Source organism: Flavonifractor sp. An306 (assembly GCF_002159455.1).
Lineage (GTDB): Bacteria > Bacillota > Clostridia > Oscillospirales > Oscillospiraceae > Flavonifractor.
The window spans coordinates 40,513-56,399 of record NZ_NFIQ01000021.1 but is presented as its reverse complement, the minus strand read 5'-3'; the positions used below and the strand labels follow the sequence as shown (position 1 = coordinate 56,399).

The window sequence follows — 15,887 nt, the reverse complement described above, 5'->3', positions numbered from 1 at the left end:
GGGGACGGAAACCGCCGCAGGCCGGGCCGCGGGTCTGCTCACAGCGGGGGGAACATAGGGGGCCGCCGTTCTGGTGGCAGCTGTATCCCGCAGGGGCAGGGTAGTCTGGTTGGGGGTCACCGTATCCACGGCCTGTTTGGGGATCAGCCGGGGAGCGGGGGACTCCGCCACGGCAGAGGGCCGGGTGCGGTCGGCCTCCAGGGTGGACTTGACGGCGTAATACACCGCGTCAAATACCTTTTTGTCGCTGCCAAACTTGACCTCCTGCTTGGTGGGGTGGACGTTCACGTCCACCGCGTTGAGCCTGGTGGTCAGGTGGAGAACGCAGCCGGGGAATTTGCCCACCATCTTCTGGTTGGCATAGGCCTCCTCCAGGGCGGCCATCATGGTGCGGCTTTTCACATACCGGCCGTTGACGAAAAAGTGCTGGTAGCCCCGGCTGCCCCGGCAGCAGGTGGGCAGGGAGACAAAGCCGGTTACGCTCATGTCCTCCCCGGAGCCCTTCACCGGGGTGAAGCCCAGGGCCATGTCCCGGCCCAGCACGGCGTACAGGGCGGACTTGAGCTGGCCGTCGCCGGGGGTGAGCAGCTCCTGTTTGCCGTCCCGGAGGAATTTCACCCCCACCTCCGGGTGGGACAGGGCCACCCGCTGGACCATGGCGAAGCAGGCCGCCCCCTCGGCGGAGTCCTTCTTCATGAATTTCAGCCGGGCAGGGGTGTTGTAAAACAGGTCCTGCACCACCATGGTGGTGCCCAGGGGGCAGCCCGCCTCCTCCTGGCTCACCACCACGCCCCCCTCCAGGGACAGGGCGCAGCCCAGCTCATGGGCCTGGGTGCGGGTGAGCAGCTCCACCCGGGATACGGCGGAGATGGCCGCCAGGGCCTCCCCCCGGAAGCCCAGGGTGCCGATGGCCTCCAGGTCATATTCCGTGCGCAGCTTGCTGGTGGCGTGGCGGAGGAAGGCGGTGGCGGCCTCCTCCGGGGCGATGCCGCAGCCGTTGTCGGTGACCCGGATGAGCGCCATGCCGCCGTGCTGGATCTCCACCGTCAGCTTGTCCGCCCCGGCGTCGATGGCGTTCTCCATCAGCTCCTTCACCACGCTGGCGGGCCGCTCCACCACCTCGCCGGCGGCGATCAGGTCGGCCACATGGGAGTCTAGTTGTTGAATGTGGGGCATAGAAGTACCAACTTTCTACCGGGAAAATGGGGCCCCCGCGGGAACCCAGCACAGCGGTTCCCGTGGGGAGAGGAGGCACAGCGGAACGAGAGAGCGTTCCCGTTTACGGGGACGCGAGGGATGTGGAGCATAAACCTACCAACTTTCTAACCGGGGGCCTTACAGGGCCCGTACCAGGGTAACGGCGTTGATGACCATGTGCAGGGCGATGGGGCTCCAGATGGAGCCGCCGTTGTCGTAGCACCAGGTCAGGGCCAGGGACATGGGCAGATACTCCACCATCAGCAGCAGGTAGCGGAAATCCACCGTGCCGTAGGCGTAGACAAACTGCCACACGCAGTACAGGGCGTACACCAGAGTGGAGAGGAGATAGCCCAGAATCCGGCTGTACCGGCGGCTGGTGCCGAAGAGCAGGCCCCGGAACAGGGGCTCCTCCACCACCGGCATGAGCACCACCAGGATCACCACCGTGGCCAGGGGAGCCAGGGCGTACTGCTCCGGGTAGCTGAGCAGGTTGGGGTTTTCCACCGGCAGGGGGATCAGCCACACCAGAAAGGAGAGCACCGCCCACCCCGCAAGGCCGGTGCCGAAGGCGAACAGGTTCTCCGGCAGCCAGTCCAGCAGCAGATGAAAGCCGTGCTTCAAAAAGGTCCAGAACACCAGGAACACCAGGGTGGCCGACAGCAGGTAGTAGACCACGTTGGCCTCGGCCACCGGCAGCTCCCCGTGGAAGGAGCGCTGGACCCAGCCCATCACCCAGGGAAACAGGAGGACGTACAGGGCAAAAAATACCCAGCCCCGGCCCATTTCGGCCTGGGTCAGCTGGGGCCGCCAGGGGCGGCGCTGCCGGTTGTTCATCACGTTTCCCTCCTTGTCCCGTGGGGTGGGTCCTTATACCATCTGTTTGAGCTCAAAGAGCAGATTCATGGCCTCGATGGGGGTAAGGGTGTTCAGGTCCACCAGCTGCAGCCGCCGGGTGACCTCGCTGCCCCCCATGTCGGCCAGGGTCACCTGGTCGGAGACCGGAACCGCCGGGGCCGCGGGCGCCGCCAGGCCCCCCGCCTCCAGCTCGGCCAGGATCTGCCGGGCCCGGGAGATGACCTTGCCCGGCACCCCGGCCAGCTTGGCCACCTCGATGCCGTAGCTCTGGTCGGCGCCCCCCCGGACGATCTTGCGCAGAAAGAGGATGTCGTCCCCCTTCTTCTTGGCGGCAATATGATAATTTTCCACCCCGGGGATGGCCCCCTCCAGGGCGGTAATCTCGTGGTAGTGGGTGGCGAACAGGGTCTTGGCCCCCAGCTTCTTCTTGTCGGCGCAGTACTCCAGCACCGCCCGGGCGATGGCCATGCCGTCGTAGGTGGAGGTGCCCCGGCCGATCTCGTCCAGAATGAGCAGGCTCTTGGACGTGGCGTTTTTCAAAAGCTCCGCCACCTCGGTCATCTCCACCATGAAGGTGGACTGGCCGGCGCTCAGGTCGTCGCTGGCCCCGATGCGGGTGAACACCCGGTCCACCACCCCCACCCGGGCGGAGCGGGCGGGGACGAAGGAGCCCATCTGGGCCATGAGGACGATGAGGGCCACCTGCCGCATGTAGGTGGACTTGCCCGCCATGTTGGGGCCGGTGATGATGGCCACCGTGTGCGCCCCGCCGTCCATGTGGGTGTCGTTGGGGACAAAGAGGCTGTGCTTGAGCACCTTCTCCACCACCGGGTGGCGGCCCTCCACAATTTCCAGGCAGTCGGACTGGTCCACCTGGGGGCGGCAGTAGCCGTTTTCGGCGGCCACGTTGGCGAAGGAGGTGAGCACGTCCACCTGGGCGGCGGCAGCGGCGGAGTGCTGGATGGCCCCCACCAGGGCGGCCGCCTGCTCCCGCACCTGGCAGAAGAGCTGGAACTCCAGGGCGCAGACCCGGTCCTGGGCGGAGAGGATCTCGTGCTCCAGGTCTTTTAATTCCTGGGTAATAAACCGCTCACAGTTGGTCAGGGTCTGCTTGCGGATATAGGTGTCGGGCACCTGGTCGTAGTAGGACTTGGACACCTCGATGTAGTAGCCGAACACCTTGTTGAAGCCCACCTTCAGGCTCTTGATGCCGGTCTTTTCCTTCTCCCGGGCCTCGATGCCCGCCACCAGGTCCTTGCCGCCCGTGAGGATGCTCCGCAGCCGGTCCACCTCGGCGTCGTAGCCCAGGCGGATGAAGCCGCCCTCCCGGACGGAGAAGGGGGGCTCGTCCACAATGGCGGAGGAGATGAGCTCCCGCAGCTGGGGCAGGTCGTCCAGGGCCCGGCACAGGGCGGACAGCAGCGACGACGCCGAGCCCTCCAGCAGCTCCCGCAGCCGGGGCAGCCTGCCCAGGCCCGCCGCCAGGGACACCAGATCCCGGCCCCCGGCGGTGCCGTAGACAATGCGGCCGATGAGCCGCTCCAGGTCGGTGACCTCCCGCAGGGTGGCACTCAGCTCCTCCCGGCGGATGGGGTCGCCCACCAGCTCCTCCACCGCCCCCAGCCGCTTGCCGATGGCCACGGGGGAGAGGAGGGGCCGCTCCATCCACGCCCGGATCAGCCGGTGGCCCATGGGGGTGCGGGTCTTGTCCAGCACCCACAGCAGGCTGCCCTTCTTCTCCTTGGAGCGCAGAGTCTCGGTGAGCTCCAGGTTGCGCCGGGCGGTGAGGTCCAGCTCCATGTACTGCCCGGCGGCCAGCCAGGTCAGGGTGGTGATGTGGGACAGGTCGGTTTTCTGGGTCTCGTACAGGTAGCTCAGAAGGCCGCCCGCCGCCTGGACCGCCCCCTCCGCCCCCTGGGGGACAGCCTCCAGCCCGGAGGTAAACTGCTGTTCGGCGGCGGCACGGGCGGCATCCGCCCGGAACCGGGCCTCCCCTCCGTTTTCACAGCGGCAGTCCAGCTTCTGGGTCAAAAAATCCACCAGGGCGGTGTCGCTGTAGGCCCCGTCGGACAGCATGGCCTCCCGGGGCCCGATCCGGCCCAGCTCGTTGTACAGGCGCTCCTCCCCCTCCGCTCCGGCGGGGAAGAAGGCGGCGGAGAGCTCGCCGGTGGACACGTCGCACACGCACAGGCCGGTGCCGGCAGAGTCCCGGTAGATGGCGCAGATGAAGTTGTTCCGCCCCTCCTCCAGCATGGAGGCGTTCATCACCGTGCCGGGGGTGACGATGCGGATGATGTCCCGGTCCACCAGCCCCTTGGCGGCGGCCGGGTCCTCCATCTGCTCGCAGATGGCGATTTTGTACCCCTTGGCGATGAGCCGGGCGATATAGGCGTCGGCGGAGTGGTAGGGCACCCCGCACATGGGGGTGCGCTCTTCCGCCGGCTTGTTCCGGTCCCGGGTGGTGAGGGTGAGGTCCAGCTCGGCGGACACCAGCTTGGCGTCCTCCTGGAACATCTCGTAAAAATCCCCCAGCCGGAAAAACAGGATGCAGTCCGGGTGGAGCTGCTTCATCTTCACATATTGCTTCATCATGGGGGTCAGTTCCGACGGCATAGCGGTTCTCCTGTTCTAAGCATTGAAATGGGGGGCGGCCCTTATTCCGCCGGCTCCCCGGTGAGGGACCACTTGTTGGCCCCGGTGATCTTCACGTTTACAAACTGGCCGATCAGGGACTCATCCCCCGTCAGCCGCACCAGCCGGTTGCTGGGGGTGCGGGCGGTGAGGCCCTTGTCGTCGGCGCCGTCCACCAGGCAGCGCACCGTCCTGCCGATATAGGCAGCGTGCTTTTCCTCGGAAATCTGGTCCTGCCGCTCCACCAGCCGCTGGAACCAGGCCGCCTTCTCCTCCTTGGAGACCGGGTCCTCCATCTTGGCGGCGGGGGTACCCACCCGGGGGGAGTAGATAAAGGTGAACAGGGCGTCAAAGCGCACCTCGTCCAGCAAGGTCATGGTCTGCTCAAAATCCTCGGCCCTTTCCCCGGGAAATCCCACGATCACGTCGGAGGTGATCACCACGTCGGGGATGGCCTCCCGCAGCCGGCGCACCTTGTCCAGATAGCCAGCACGGTCATATACCCGGTTCATGGCCTTGAGCACCCGGTCGCTGCCCGCCTGGAAGGGCAGGTGAAAGCAGGGGGCGATCTTGGGGGAGGAGGCCATGGTGTCAAAGAGCTTCTGGGAGGCGTCCTTGGGGTGGCTGGTCATGAAGCGCAGCAGAAAGTCCCCGGGGATCTCAGCGGCCGCCTTCAACAGGTCGGCAAAGTCCATGGGCTCCTCCAGGTCCTTGCCGTAGGAGTTGACGTTCTGGCCCAGCAGGGTGATGTCCTTGTATCCCTCTTCCGCCAGGCCCCGGATCTCCTCCAGGATCACCTCCGGCCGGCGGGAGCGCTCCCGGCCCCGGACGTAGGGCACGATGCAGTAGGTGCAGAAGTTGTTGCAGCCGTACATGATGGACACCCAGGCCTTCACCCTGTCCTGCCGGGCCACCGGGATGCCCTCGGCGATGGAGCCGGGCTCGTCGGTGATGTCGAAGATCCGCCCCCGGCGGGTCACCAGCCGGTGCAGCAGCTCGGGGAACCGCCACAGGGCATGGGGGCCGAACACCAGGTCCACCTGGCGGTAGCTCTCCTTGATCTTCTGGGCCCGGTGGGGCTCCTGGGCCATGCAGCCGCACACGCAGATGAGCTGGCCGGGCTTGGCCCGCTTGGTGTGGACCAGGGCCCCCACGTTGCCCAGCACCCGCATCTCGGCGTGCTCCCGGATGGCGCAGGTGTTGATGAGGATCAGGTCAGCCTGGGCCTCGCTGTCGGTAAATTCATATCCCATCTCCCGCAGGTAGCCCCGCAGCCGCTCGGAGTCGGCCTCGTTCTGCTGGCAGCCGTAGGTGTCCACAAAGGCCAGCGGCGGGGTGGGCCGGGCGGCGTTGCGCTCGTGGATCTTCTGGCAGAATTCCCGCTGCCGCTCCACTTCCTGGGGGGTGATGATTGTGGTCTGTTGGTTCAAAGCAGTTCCTCCAAATGATAGGGTCTTAATTTAAAATGATACCACTTTTCCCGGGAAAACACAAGCGGCAAGCCCTTTTCATTGACGGAAACTTTGCCAGCGTATATAATAGAGGCACTTGGAATTTCCCAATGGAGAAAGGCGGCGGACGGCTTGAAAACACTGGTCATCGAGCGGGACGCGCTCAAACACAATATCTCGGTGGTAAAGGAGCGGGCGGGGGAGGCCGTGATCTACGCCGTGCTCACCGGAGACGGCCAGGGGGCCGGTCTGGTGGAGCTGGCCCGGGTCCTCCGGGAGGAGGGCATCGGCCGCTTCGCCGTCAGCGAGGTGGCGGAGGCCGCCGCCCTGCGCAAGGCGGGCTTTGTGGAGGAGGAGATCCTCATGCTCCGCCCCACCACCGACCGGGAGGAGCTGGAGCAGTTCCTGGACCTGAACGTGGTGTGTACCATCGGCTCGGTGGACACCGGCCTGGCCCTCAACGCCGTGGCGGAGGGCCGCTCCACCGTGGCCGAGGCCCACATCCAGATTGACACCGGCATGGGTTTTGGCGGCTTTCTGGCGGAGGAGCCGGAAAAAATCCTCTCAGTGTACCGCAACCTGCCCAACGTGGCGGTGTCCGGCCTGTGTACCCAGCTGCACACCTTAAAGCCCAACGGCAAGGATCTGGACGGCCAGCTGGCCGACTTCACCCAGGCGGTGGACGCCATCCGCGCCGCCGGGTTTGAGACCGGCATCGTCCATGCCGCCGGGTCCTACGCCCTGCTCCACTGCGCCCAGGCCCGTCTGGACGGGGTGCGGGCGGGCTCGGCCCTGCTGGGCCGGTGCCGCCGGCGGCGGGGGGACAACCTGCGCCGGGTGGGCTACGGCGAGGTGGGCATTGAGGAGACCCGGTGGCTACCCAAGGGCCACACCGTGGGGGGCGACCACCCTAAGGCCCTCAAGCGGCCCGTCCGGGTGGCGGTGCTGCCGGTGGGCTACCAGAACGGCTTTGGCCTGGTGCGCCCCCGCACCGACGGCCTGTTTGTGGCCTTCCGCCGGTGGCTGGCCCGGCGGAAGCGCACCGTCCGGATCAACGGCCAGAAGGCCCGGGTGCTGGGTGGCATCGGCGCCATCGAGACCATCGTGGACGTCACCGACCTGAAGTGCTCCGCCGGAGACAAGGCGGTGTTTGACATCGACCCCCTGTTCGCCAGGGGTTTTATGCGGGAATACCGCTGAGAACGCTGAGAAAGGAATGTTACGCTATGCGCGCGGTTGTAACCAGAGTGAAAAACGCCTCCGTCACCATTGACGGCAAGGTGAACGGGGAGATCGGCCAGGGCTTTCTGGTACTGCTGGGGGTGGCCCCCACCGACACCGAGGCCCAGGCGGTGAAAATGGCCGACAAGGTGTGCGGCCTGCGGATCTTCGAGGACGAGAACGAGAAGATGAACCTGAATCTGGAGGCGGTGGGGGGGAGCCTGCTGGTGGTGAGCCAGTTCACCCTGTACGCCGACACCAAATCCCGCCGCCCTGGCTTCACCGGGGCTGCCAAGCCGGACATCGCCATTCCCCTGTATGAGAAGTTCATGGCCGAGTGCGCCGCCAGGGGCTTTACCGTCCAGCACGGCGAGTTCGGCGCCGACATGCAGGTTTTTTCCCAGAACGACGGCCCGGTGACCATTCTGCTGGACACCGATCAGATGTGAGAAAGGGGTAAATTCCCATGAAAATTTCCGTGCTGCAGGTGGGGCCCATCGGCACCAACTGCTATCTGCTGGAGGACGAGAGCACCAACGCCGCCGCCGTCATCGACCCCGGCGGGGAGGGGGCCCGCATCCTGGACCGGGCCAAGGCCGACGGGGTGGAGATCAAGCTGATCCTGCTGACCCACGCCCACTTTGACCACACCGGCGGGGTGGCCGAGCTGTGCAGGGCCCTGCCCGGCGTGCCGGTGTACCTCCATCCCGCCGACGCCCAGCTGCTGGGCACCCAGGTGTTCCCCGCCATCGGGGTGGACACCGTGCCCTACGGGGAGGGGGACACCCTCACCCTGGGAAGCCTGACCATCTCGGTGCTCCACACCCCCGGCCACACCCCCGGCGGGGTGTGCCTGCAGGCGGGAGAGGCCCTGTTCACCGGGGACACCCTGTTCCAGGGCTCCATGGGCCGCACCGACTTCCCCGGCGGCTCCTACGAGCAGCTGATGGCCTCCCTCAAGCGGCTGGGCCAGCTGCCCGGGGACTACCACGTGCTCCCCGGCCACATGGGGGCCTCCACCCTGGAGACCGAGCGGAAAACCAACTACTATATGCGGGAGGCCATGGCCTGACCATTTCCCAGGAAAGGATTTTCCACGCCATGAAACTCTATTTTCACGGCCACGACTACAAATACGCCGCCGAGCAGATGTTATTGACCCTCTTTCAAGATCAGCGGCCGGAGTACCCCGCCGGGCGGCCGCAGGAAGGGGAGGACCACCTGATTCTCTCCCTCAGCCTGGGGAACCAGTGGGCCACCGCCACCGCCGCCCTCACCTGGCGGGGGCAATCCTGCCGGAAAACCCGGCGGTGCCCCCTGCCCCGGTCGGAGGACAAGGTGGCCCGGGACCGGGCCTTTCAGCAGATTTTAAAGCTGGCCTTTTACCAGGCGGGCACCGCCCTGCTGGGCTATGAGCCCCCCTGGGGGGCCCTCACCGGGGTGCGGCCGGTGAAGATCCCCACCAAGGCCATGCTGGCCGGAGCCACCCCCGCCCAGGCGGAGCGGGTGCTGAAGGACACCTATCACGTCTCCCCCCTCCGGCGGGCGCTGGCCATGGACTGCGCCAAAGCCTCCCTGGCGGCCTCGGCCTCCTTGCAGCCAAAGGAGGTGTCCCTCTATGTGGGCATCCCCTTCTGTCCCACCCGGTGCGCCTACTGCTCCTTTGTCTCCGCCGACGTGGGCCGGTCCCTGAAGCTCATCGACCCCTTTCTGGAGGCCCTGTCCCGGGAGATCGCCGCCACCGGCAGGGTGCTGGAGGAGGCGGGGCTAAAGGTGCGCACCATCTACTTCGGAGGCGGCACCCCCACTACCCTGACGGCCCAGCAGCTGGACCGGGTGATGGGGGAGCTTTCCGACCGCATGGACCTGTCCGGCTGCACCGAGTACACGGTGGAGGCCGGCCGGCCGGACACCATCACCCGGGAAAAGCTGGCGGTGCTGGCAAAGCGGGGGTGCGGCCGGGTGTCGGTGAATCCCCAGACCATGGAGGACCATGTGCTCTCCGCCATGGGCCGCGCCCACCGCTCGGCCGACATTCTGGAGGCCTTCCGCCTGGTGCGGGAGAGCGGTATCCCCTGCGTCAACATGGACCTGATCGCCGGACTGCCCGCCGACACGCCGGACGGCTTCCGCGCCTCCCTGGACCGGGTGCTGGAGCTGGCCCCGGAGAATATCACCGTCCACACCCTGGCCCTGAAAAAGGGCTCCCGGCTCATGGAGGAGGGCTCCGCCATCCCCTCCGGGGGCGACGTGGCCGCCATGCTGGATTACGCCTGGGCCGCCCTGCGCTCGGCGGGGCAGGCGCCCTACTACCTGTACCGGCAGAAGTATATGTCCGGCTCCTTTGAGAACGTGGGCTGGTGCCTGCCGGGCACCGAGAGCCTGTACAACATCTGCATGATGGAGGAGCTGCACACCATCTTGTCTCTGGGGGGCGGCGGCATGACCAAGCTGGTGGACCCGGCGGCCGGGCGCATTGTCCGCATCGCCAACCCCAAGTACCCCAAGGAATATTTGGAGCGGATCGACGCCGTGTGCGCCGAAAAGGCCCAGGCGGTCCGCTTCTACCAGTCAGAACAGGAGGGATAACGTATGCCCTATCAGCTCAGCGACATCAACCGGGGCCTGGAGACCGACCCCAAGGGCTTTCTGGAGCAGTGTGACGCCGCCTATCAGAGCCGCATCGACGCCGCCGTGGACCGCATCCTGGAGCGGATGAAGGTCAGCCCCATCGTGCTGCTGTCCGGCCCCTCCGGCTCGGGCAAGACCACCACCGCCCTCAAGCTGGAGCAGGAGCTGAAGCGGCGTGGGGTGAACACCCACACCATCTCCATGGACAACTACTTCAAGACCCTCAACCGCAAGACCGCCCCCCGGACGCCGGAGGGGGACATCGACTTCGAGTCTCCCACGCTGCTGGACATGGAGCTGCTGGACGACACCTTCACCAGGCTCTCCCGGGGGGACTGGGTGATCGTGCCCAAGTTTGAGTTCGCCCGGCAGATGCGCAACGACAGCCGGGGCACCCCCCTGAAGCTGGACAAGAACGAGATCGCCATTTTCGAGGGTATTCACGCCCTCAACGACGACATCTTCAGCCGCCATCCCGAGGCCACGGGGCTGTACATCTCCGCCCGCTCCAACGTGCTGGAGGGGGAGGAGATGCGCTTCAAGGGCACCTGGATGCGCATTTCCCGCCGGGCGGTGCGGGACTACAACTTCCGGGGCACCGACCTGCTGGAAACCCTGATGATGTGGTATAATGTGCGCCGGGGGGAGAAAATGTACATATCCCCCTTCAAAAACCGGGCCAACATCATCATCGACTCCTCCCTGCCCTACGAGCCGGCGGTGTTCGCCAACTACGCCGACGTTCTGGGCAAGGCGGTGGACCAGGTGCCTGGGGACAACCCCCGGTACAAGGAGTTCCACGACCTGGTGGATTCCTTCCGGTACTTCGCCCCCCTGGACCCGGCGCTGGTGTCCGGGGAGTCCCTGATCCGGGAGTTCATCGGCGGGGGCAGCTATCACTATTCCTGAAAACCCACCATTTACGAAAGAAGGCAGAACGACATGTCAGAATGTACCCACAACTGCTCCACCTGCGGGGAGAGCTGCGCCGAGCGCACCGCTCCCCAGGACCTCCAGGTGCCGGTGAACGGCCTGTCCCACGTGGGCAAGGTCATCGCCGTGGTCAGCGGCAAGGGGGGCGTGGGCAAGAGCCTGGTGACCTCCTCCCTGGCGGTGGCCATGCGCCGGCTGGGCAAGAAGGTGGGCGTGCTGGACGCCGACATCACCGGCCCCTCCATCCCCACCGCCTTCGGCATCCACACCCGGGCCGAGGGCAGCGAGCTGGGCATCTACCCCGCCGAGACCCGCACCGGCATTGAGATCATGAGCCTGAACCTGCTCACCGAGCACGAGACCGACCCGGTGGTGTGGCGGGGCCCCGTCATTGCCGGGGCGGTGAAGCAGTTCTGGACCGACGTTATCTGGGGGGACGTGGACTATCTGTTTGTGGATATGCCCCCCGGAACCGGCGACGTGCCCCTCACCGTGTTCCAGTCCCTGCCGGTGGACGGCATCGTGGTGGTCACCTCTCCCCAGGACCTGGTGAGCATGATCGTCACCAAGGCGGTGAAGATGGCCGAGATGATGCACATTCCTGTGCTGGGCCTGGTGGAGAACTACTCCTACTTCCAGTGCCCCGACTGCGGCAAGCGCCACGCCATCTTCGGCGAGAGCCGCATTGAGCAGGTGGCCAAAGAGCTGGGGCTGAAGGTGCTGGCCCAGCTGCCCATCGACCCGGCGGTGGCCGCCGCCTGCGACAGCGGCCGCATTGAGGAGCTGGAGCACAACTATTTGACCCAGGTAGCCCAGGCTCTGGCGGAGCAGGAAGGATAAGGGACGGATTTTCACAAATCGTTCACATTCGGTTCAAAACAGGTTCACAGCCGGGCTTTAGGATAAAACCGTGGTCAAAAAGACCACACTCCCTCTCTTTCCTCTCTTCTTTCAATTCCGGAAACACAGGCCCGCGTAGGCGGCGGGCCTGTGTTTCTGCATTTGGGCAAAAAAAGGGCGGGCGGCCCACCGGCCGCCCGCCCTTTTTTCGTTACGCGAACACCGTCTGTACCAGTACCATGTACAGGATGGTGCCGCCGAAGATGCTCAGCAGGTTGTTGTGCTTCCACAGGTGGAGGGCCACCACCGCCGCCACCGAGATGAGCTGGGGGGCCCAGCCCCCCAGGGAGAGGAAGGACAGGTCCTTCAGGCAGTAGATGATGAGCATGGCGATGATGGCGGGGGGGAGCACCCGGCCCAGGTAGAGCACCAGCTTGGGGGGCGAGGAGCCCCGGTCAAAGAGCAGGAAGGGGAGGGCCCGGGTGAGAAAGGTGACGACGGCCATCACTGCGATGGCGGCGATGGCTCCGGCGGTAGTCAGCATGATTTCTCCTCCTTTTCCTCCAGCCGGTCCCGCAGCACCAGCAGCACCACCACGATGACGGCCAGGGAGACGATCAGCATCTGCTGCTGGCCGAAGACCTGCCCCAGGATCATCAGGCATACAATGGTGACGATGCCGCCCAGCAGGGCGGGCAGGTGCCTGGCGTAGGCCTTCCACTGGTCCACGGCGATGACCACGAACAGGGCGGTCATGGCGAAGTCGATGCCCTCGGTGCTGATGGGGAGCACCGCCCCCGCCACCGCGCCGATCACCGAGCCCAGAATCCAGTAGCTCTGGTCCAGCAGGGCGATGGCGAAATAGAAGTTCTTGGGATTCACCCCCACCGGGGCCTGGGCGGAGGACAGCAGGGCATAGGTCTCGTCGGTAAGGGAAAAGATCATATAGAACTTCCGCCAGCCCATGCCCCGGAACTTCTCCAGCATGGACAGCCCGTACACCAGATGGCGGAAGTTGATGAGCAGGGTCATGAGAGCCACGGTACCCAAAGAGGCGGCGGCCGCCAGCAGGCTCACCCCCAGGTACTGCCCCGACCCGGCGTAGATGGTGAGGCTCATGAAAAAGGCCCAGATAAAATTATATCCGATGTCCTGGAGCATGAAGCCGAAGGCCATGCCGATGGCCAGATAGCCCATGAGCACCGGCACCGTCACCGGAAAGGCGGCGGCAAGCGCTTTGCGGTCCATGTTCATCCACTTCTTTCTCTGTTTGGTCGGTGTTCCATTTTACACACTTTAGCTGGGAAAAGCAATACCGGCGGCACAATTTTGTCCCCCTACACAGTGCGCATTGTATTTTCCAGAAAAATCTGTATAATACTCAATAAACCATTCTGAGGAGCGAACCTATGGACAAACTTCTGTTTCTCTACAATCTCCACGCGGGAAAGGGGATGCTGCGGGGCAAGCTGGCCCCGATCCTGGACGCGCTGACCGAACACTGGGACGTGACGGTTCACCCCACCCGGGGCCCCGGAGACGCCACTGACACCGCCCGGGCGCGGGCGGGGGAGTTCAAACGCATCGTATGCTCTGGCGGCGACGGCACCCTCCACGAGGTGGTCAACGGCCTGATGGCCCTGCCGGAGGGGGAGCGGCCGGAGGTGGGGTACATCCCGGCGGGCACCACCAACGACTTCGCCAAAAACCTGAGCCTGCCCGGCACCCTGAACGAGGCCGCCGCGGTGGCGGCGGCGGGGGCGCCCCGGCCGGTGGATATCGGCACCTTCAACGACCAGAGTTTTCTCTATGTGGCCGCCTTCGGAGCCTTTACCGACGTGGCCTACAACACCCCCCAGCAGGCCAAGAATCTGCTGGGCCACCTGGCCTACGTGATGGAGGGGGCCACCCGGCTGGGCTCCATCCAGCCCCACCCCATGACGGTGGAGTACGACGGAGGCACGGTGTCCGACGGCTTCTGCTACGGCATGGTGTCCAACACCATTTCGGTGGGGGGCTTCAAGGGCACTCCCGCCCAGCCGGTTGCCCTGGACGACGGGCTGTTTGAGGTGGCCCTGGTGCGCCAGCCCCAGAACCCCCTCCAGCTCCAGGGCATCTTCAAGGCCCTGGCCAACATGGCCGACGACGAGGGCGGGCTGGTCACCTGCTTCCGCACCAGCAAGCTGCGCATCGTCAGCCAGGAGCCTCTGGACTGGACCCTGGACGGGGAGTTCGGCGGCACCCACCGGCAGGCGGAGATTATCAACCGCAAGCGGGCGGTGACCATTGTACACGGAGCGTAAGAGAGAAGATGGACTATCAAGCGGGACGTTATGACGTGGCGGTGATCGGCGCCGGCCACGCTGGAATTGAGGCGGCCCTGGCCGCCGCCCGGCTGGGCCTCAGGACCCTGTGCTTTACCGTCAATCTGGACGCGGTGGGCAACATGCCCTGCAACCCGGCCATCGGAGGCACCGGCAAGGGCCATCTGGTGCGGGAGCTGGACGCCCTGGGGGGCGAGATGGCCAAGGCCGCCGACCGGGCCTGCATCCAGTACCGGCTCCTGAACCGGGGCAAGGGCCCGGCGGTGTGGTCCCTCCGGGCCCAGGCCGACCGGCGGCGGTACCAGGAGGTGATGAAGCACACCCTGGAAAAGCAGGAGAACCTGTGGGTAAAGCAGGCGGAGGTCACCGACATTCTGACAGAGGACGGACATGTATCCGCCGTGCGCACCGTCTATGGGGCGGTATACCAGGTGAAGGCCGCCATTATCGCCTCGGGCACCTACCTGGGGGGCCGCACCATCGTGGGGGAGGTGGCCCGGGACTCCGGGCCCGACGGCCTGGCCGCCGCCAACGCCCTCACCGATTGTCTGAAAAAGCTGGGGCTGTCCCTCCGCCGGTTCAAAACGGGCACGCCCCCCCGGGTCAACGCCCGCAGCGTGGATTTCTCCCAAATGGAGCTCCAGCCGGGGGACGAGAAGGTGCTGCCCTTCTCCTTTGAGACCAAAATCCCCCCGGAAAATCAGGCGGTGTGCTGGCTGACCTACACCAATGAACAGACCCACGCCGTGATCCGGGCCAACCTGGACCGCTCCCCCCTGTACGACGGCACCATCGAGGGGGTGGGCCCCCGGTACTGCCCCTCCATTGAGACCAAGCTGGTCCGCTTCCCCGACAAGGACCGGCACCAGCTCTTTGTGGAGCCCATGGGGCTCAACACCGAGGAGCTGTACATCCAGGGCTTTTCCTCCTCTCTGCCGGAGGACGTGCAGGTGGCCATGCTCCGCACCATCCCCGGCCTGGAGGAGGCCGAGATGACCCGCCCGGCCTACGCCATCGAGTACGACTGCGTGGACCCCACCCAGCTTCTGCCCACCCTGGAGCACAAAAAAGTGCCCGGCCTGTACGGGGCCGGGCAGTTCAACGGCTCCTCCGGGTATGAGGAGGCCGCCGTCCAGGGCTTTGTGGCGGGGGTAAACGCCGCGCTGAAGATTCTGGGCCGGGAGCCGCTGATCCTGCGCCGGGATCAGGGGTATATCGGGGTACTCATCGACGACCTGGTGAGCAAGGGCACCGACGAGCCCTACCGGATGATGACCTCCCGCACCGAGTACCGGCTGCTCCACCGGCAGGACAACGCCGACCGGCGGCTGTGCCCCATCGGCCACGCCATCGGGCTGGTGAGCGACCAGCGGCTGGCGGAGGTGGAGGCCAAGTATGCCGCCGTGGACCGGGAAATCAAGCGCCTGGAGCACACCGGCACCAGAGACGGGCGGCTGTGCGATCTGCTGCGCCGTCCGGAAAACAGCTACGACAGCCTGGCCGGCGTGGACCCGGGGCGGCCGGAGTTATCCACAGAGATCACCCAGGCGGTGGAAATCGCGGTGAAATACCAGGGGTACATCGACCGGCAGCTGCGCCAGGTGGCGGAGCAGCGGAAGATGGAGGACAGGCCCCTGCCCCCCGACCTGGACTACCTCCACATGGAGGGCCTGCGGCTGGAGGCCCGGCAGAAGCTGGATCAGATCCGGCCGCTGAACCTGGGACAGGCCAGCCGCATTTCCGGGGTCAGCCCGGCGGATATCGCCGTGCTGCTGGTATTTTTGGAGAAGTAAGGAGCAGA

General features: G+C 65.8%; 14 protein-coding genes. 8 read left to right on the top strand and 6 right to left on the bottom strand.

What is annotated here, in order from left to right:
* From mutL to miaB, 4 genes are all read right to left on the bottom strand, one after another.
* On the bottom strand, window positions 1-1,176 hold a 1,176-nt coding region (gene mutL, locus B5F88_RS07280), incomplete at its 3' end, for a DNA mismatch repair endonuclease MutL (protein ID WP_242959677.1).
* A 159-nt stretch (window positions 1,177-1,335) separates the two neighbouring features.
* Window positions 1,336-2,034, bottom strand: coding sequence for a type II CAAX endopeptidase family protein (locus B5F88_RS07275; protein ID WP_242959675.1), 699 nt, complete (start codon window positions 2,032-2,034; stop codon window positions 1,336-1,338).
* 33 nt (window positions 2,035-2,067) lie between these two features.
* A complete protein-coding gene (mutS, locus tag B5F88_RS07270; protein ID WP_087343622.1) occupies window positions 2,068-4,668 on the bottom strand; it encodes a DNA mismatch repair protein MutS in 2,601 nt (866 codons plus the stop codon).
* A gap of 41 nt (window positions 4,669-4,709) precedes the next feature.
* A complete protein-coding gene (gene miaB / locus B5F88_RS07265) occupies window positions 4,710-6,116 on the bottom strand; it encodes a tRNA (N6-isopentenyl adenosine(37)-C2)-methylthiotransferase MiaB (RefSeq protein WP_087343619.1) in 1,407 nt (468 codons plus the stop codon).
* A gap of 153 nt (window positions 6,117-6,269) precedes the next feature.
* Here miaB and B5F88_RS07260 point away from each other — a divergent pair, with 153 nt between their 5' ends.
* The 6 genes from B5F88_RS07260 to B5F88_RS07235 are packed head-to-tail and all read left to right on the top strand — an operon-like array spanning window position 6,270 to window position 11,762.
* Window positions 6,270-7,337, top strand: coding sequence for an alanine racemase (locus B5F88_RS07260; RefSeq protein ID WP_087343615.1), 1,068 nt, complete (start codon window positions 6,270-6,272; stop codon window positions 7,335-7,337).
* A gap of 26 nt (window positions 7,338-7,363) precedes the next feature.
* The gene (dtd, locus tag B5F88_RS07255) at window positions 7,364-7,807 is read left to right on the top strand and encodes a D-aminoacyl-tRNA deacylase (RefSeq protein ID WP_087343612.1); all 444 of its coding nucleotides are present in this window, start codon (window positions 7,364-7,366) and stop codon (window positions 7,805-7,807) included.
* A gap of 17 nt (window positions 7,808-7,824) precedes the next feature.
* Window positions 7,825-8,430, top strand: a complete 606-nt coding sequence (locus tag B5F88_RS07250; RefSeq protein ID WP_087343610.1) for an MBL fold metallo-hydrolase — start codon at window positions 7,825-7,827, stop codon at window positions 8,428-8,430.
* 29 nt (window positions 8,431-8,459) lie between these two features.
* A complete protein-coding gene (gene hemZ, locus B5F88_RS07245; RefSeq protein WP_087343607.1) occupies window positions 8,460-9,947 on the top strand; it encodes a coproporphyrinogen dehydrogenase HemZ in 1,488 nt (495 codons plus the stop codon).
* Between the two features lie 3 nt (window positions 9,948-9,950).
* Complete coding sequence (locus B5F88_RS07240) at window positions 9,951-10,898, top strand: nucleoside kinase (protein WP_087343604.1); 948 nt, start codon at window positions 9,951-9,953, stop codon at window positions 10,896-10,898.
* A gap of 33 nt (window positions 10,899-10,931) precedes the next feature.
* A complete protein-coding gene (locus B5F88_RS07235) occupies window positions 10,932-11,762 on the top strand; it encodes an Mrp/NBP35 family ATP-binding protein (RefSeq protein WP_087343601.1) in 831 nt (276 codons plus the stop codon).
* A gap of 211 nt (window positions 11,763-11,973) precedes the next feature.
* Here B5F88_RS07235 and B5F88_RS07230 read toward each other — a convergent pair whose 3' ends face one another.
* Complete coding sequence (locus B5F88_RS07230) at window positions 11,974-12,306, bottom strand: AzlD domain-containing protein (protein WP_087343599.1); 333 nt, start codon at window positions 12,304-12,306, stop codon at window positions 11,974-11,976.
* The gene (locus B5F88_RS07225) at window positions 12,300-13,010 is read right to left on the bottom strand and encodes an AzlC family ABC transporter permease (protein WP_087343634.1); all 711 of its coding nucleotides are present in this window, start codon (window positions 13,008-13,010) and stop codon (window positions 12,300-12,302) included. The genes B5F88_RS07230 and B5F88_RS07225 overlap by 7 nt, the downstream gene beginning before the upstream one ends.
* A 161-nt stretch (window positions 13,011-13,171) precedes the next feature.
* On the opposite strand from B5F88_RS07225, the gene B5F88_RS07220 reads away from it, so the two are divergent.
* Both B5F88_RS07220 and mnmG read left to right on the top strand, forming a co-directional pair.
* Window positions 13,172-14,065 (top strand): YegS/Rv2252/BmrU family lipid kinase, encoded by an 894-nt coding sequence (locus B5F88_RS07220; RefSeq protein ID WP_087343596.1) that lies wholly within the window; start codon window positions 13,172-13,174, stop codon window positions 14,063-14,065.
* An 8-nt stretch (window positions 14,066-14,073) separates the two neighbouring features.
* Window positions 14,074-15,879 (top strand): tRNA uridine-5-carboxymethylaminomethyl(34) synthesis enzyme MnmG, encoded by a 1,806-nt coding sequence (mnmG, locus tag B5F88_RS07215; protein ID WP_087343592.1) that lies wholly within the window; start codon window positions 14,074-14,076, stop codon window positions 15,877-15,879.
* Window positions 15,880-15,887 lie beyond the last annotated feature (8 nt).

What these genes read in the sequence shown, in the direction of transcription:
- B5F88_RS07230 (WP_087343599.1), bottom strand. Translation starts at nt 12,306, where the DNA reads ATGCTGACTACCGCCGGAGCCATCGCCGCCATCGCAGTGATGGCCGTC.
- mnmG (WP_087343592.1), top strand. Translation starts at nt 14,074, where the DNA reads ATGGACTATCAAGCGGGACGTTATGACGTGGCGGTGATCGGCGCCGGC.
- B5F88_RS07220 (WP_087343596.1), top strand. Translation starts at nt 13,172, where the DNA reads ATGGACAAACTTCTGTTTCTCTACAATCTCCACGCGGGAAAGGGGATG.
- B5F88_RS07225 (WP_087343634.1), bottom strand. Translation starts at nt 13,010, where the DNA reads ATGGACCGCAAAGCGCTTGCCGCCGCCTTTCCGGTGACGGTGCCGGTG.
- dtd (WP_087343612.1), top strand. Translation starts at nt 7,364, where the DNA reads ATGCGCGCGGTTGTAACCAGAGTGAAAAACGCCTCCGTCACCATTGAC.
- B5F88_RS07275 (WP_242959675.1), bottom strand. Translation starts at nt 2,034, where the DNA reads ATGAACAACCGGCAGCGCCGCCCCTGGCGGCCCCAGCTGACCCAGGCC.
- mutS (WP_087343622.1), bottom strand. Translation starts at nt 4,668, where the DNA reads ATGCCGTCGGAACTGACCCCCATGATGAAGCAATATGTGAAGATGAAG.
- B5F88_RS07250 (WP_087343610.1), top strand. Translation starts at nt 7,825, where the DNA reads ATGAAAATTTCCGTGCTGCAGGTGGGGCCCATCGGCACCAACTGCTAT.
- B5F88_RS07235 (WP_087343601.1), top strand. Translation starts at nt 10,932, where the DNA reads ATGTCAGAATGTACCCACAACTGCTCCACCTGCGGGGAGAGCTGCGCC.
- hemZ (WP_087343607.1), top strand. Translation starts at nt 8,460, where the DNA reads ATGAAACTCTATTTTCACGGCCACGACTACAAATACGCCGCCGAGCAG.
- B5F88_RS07240 (WP_087343604.1), top strand. Translation starts at nt 9,951, where the DNA reads ATGCCCTATCAGCTCAGCGACATCAACCGGGGCCTGGAGACCGACCCC.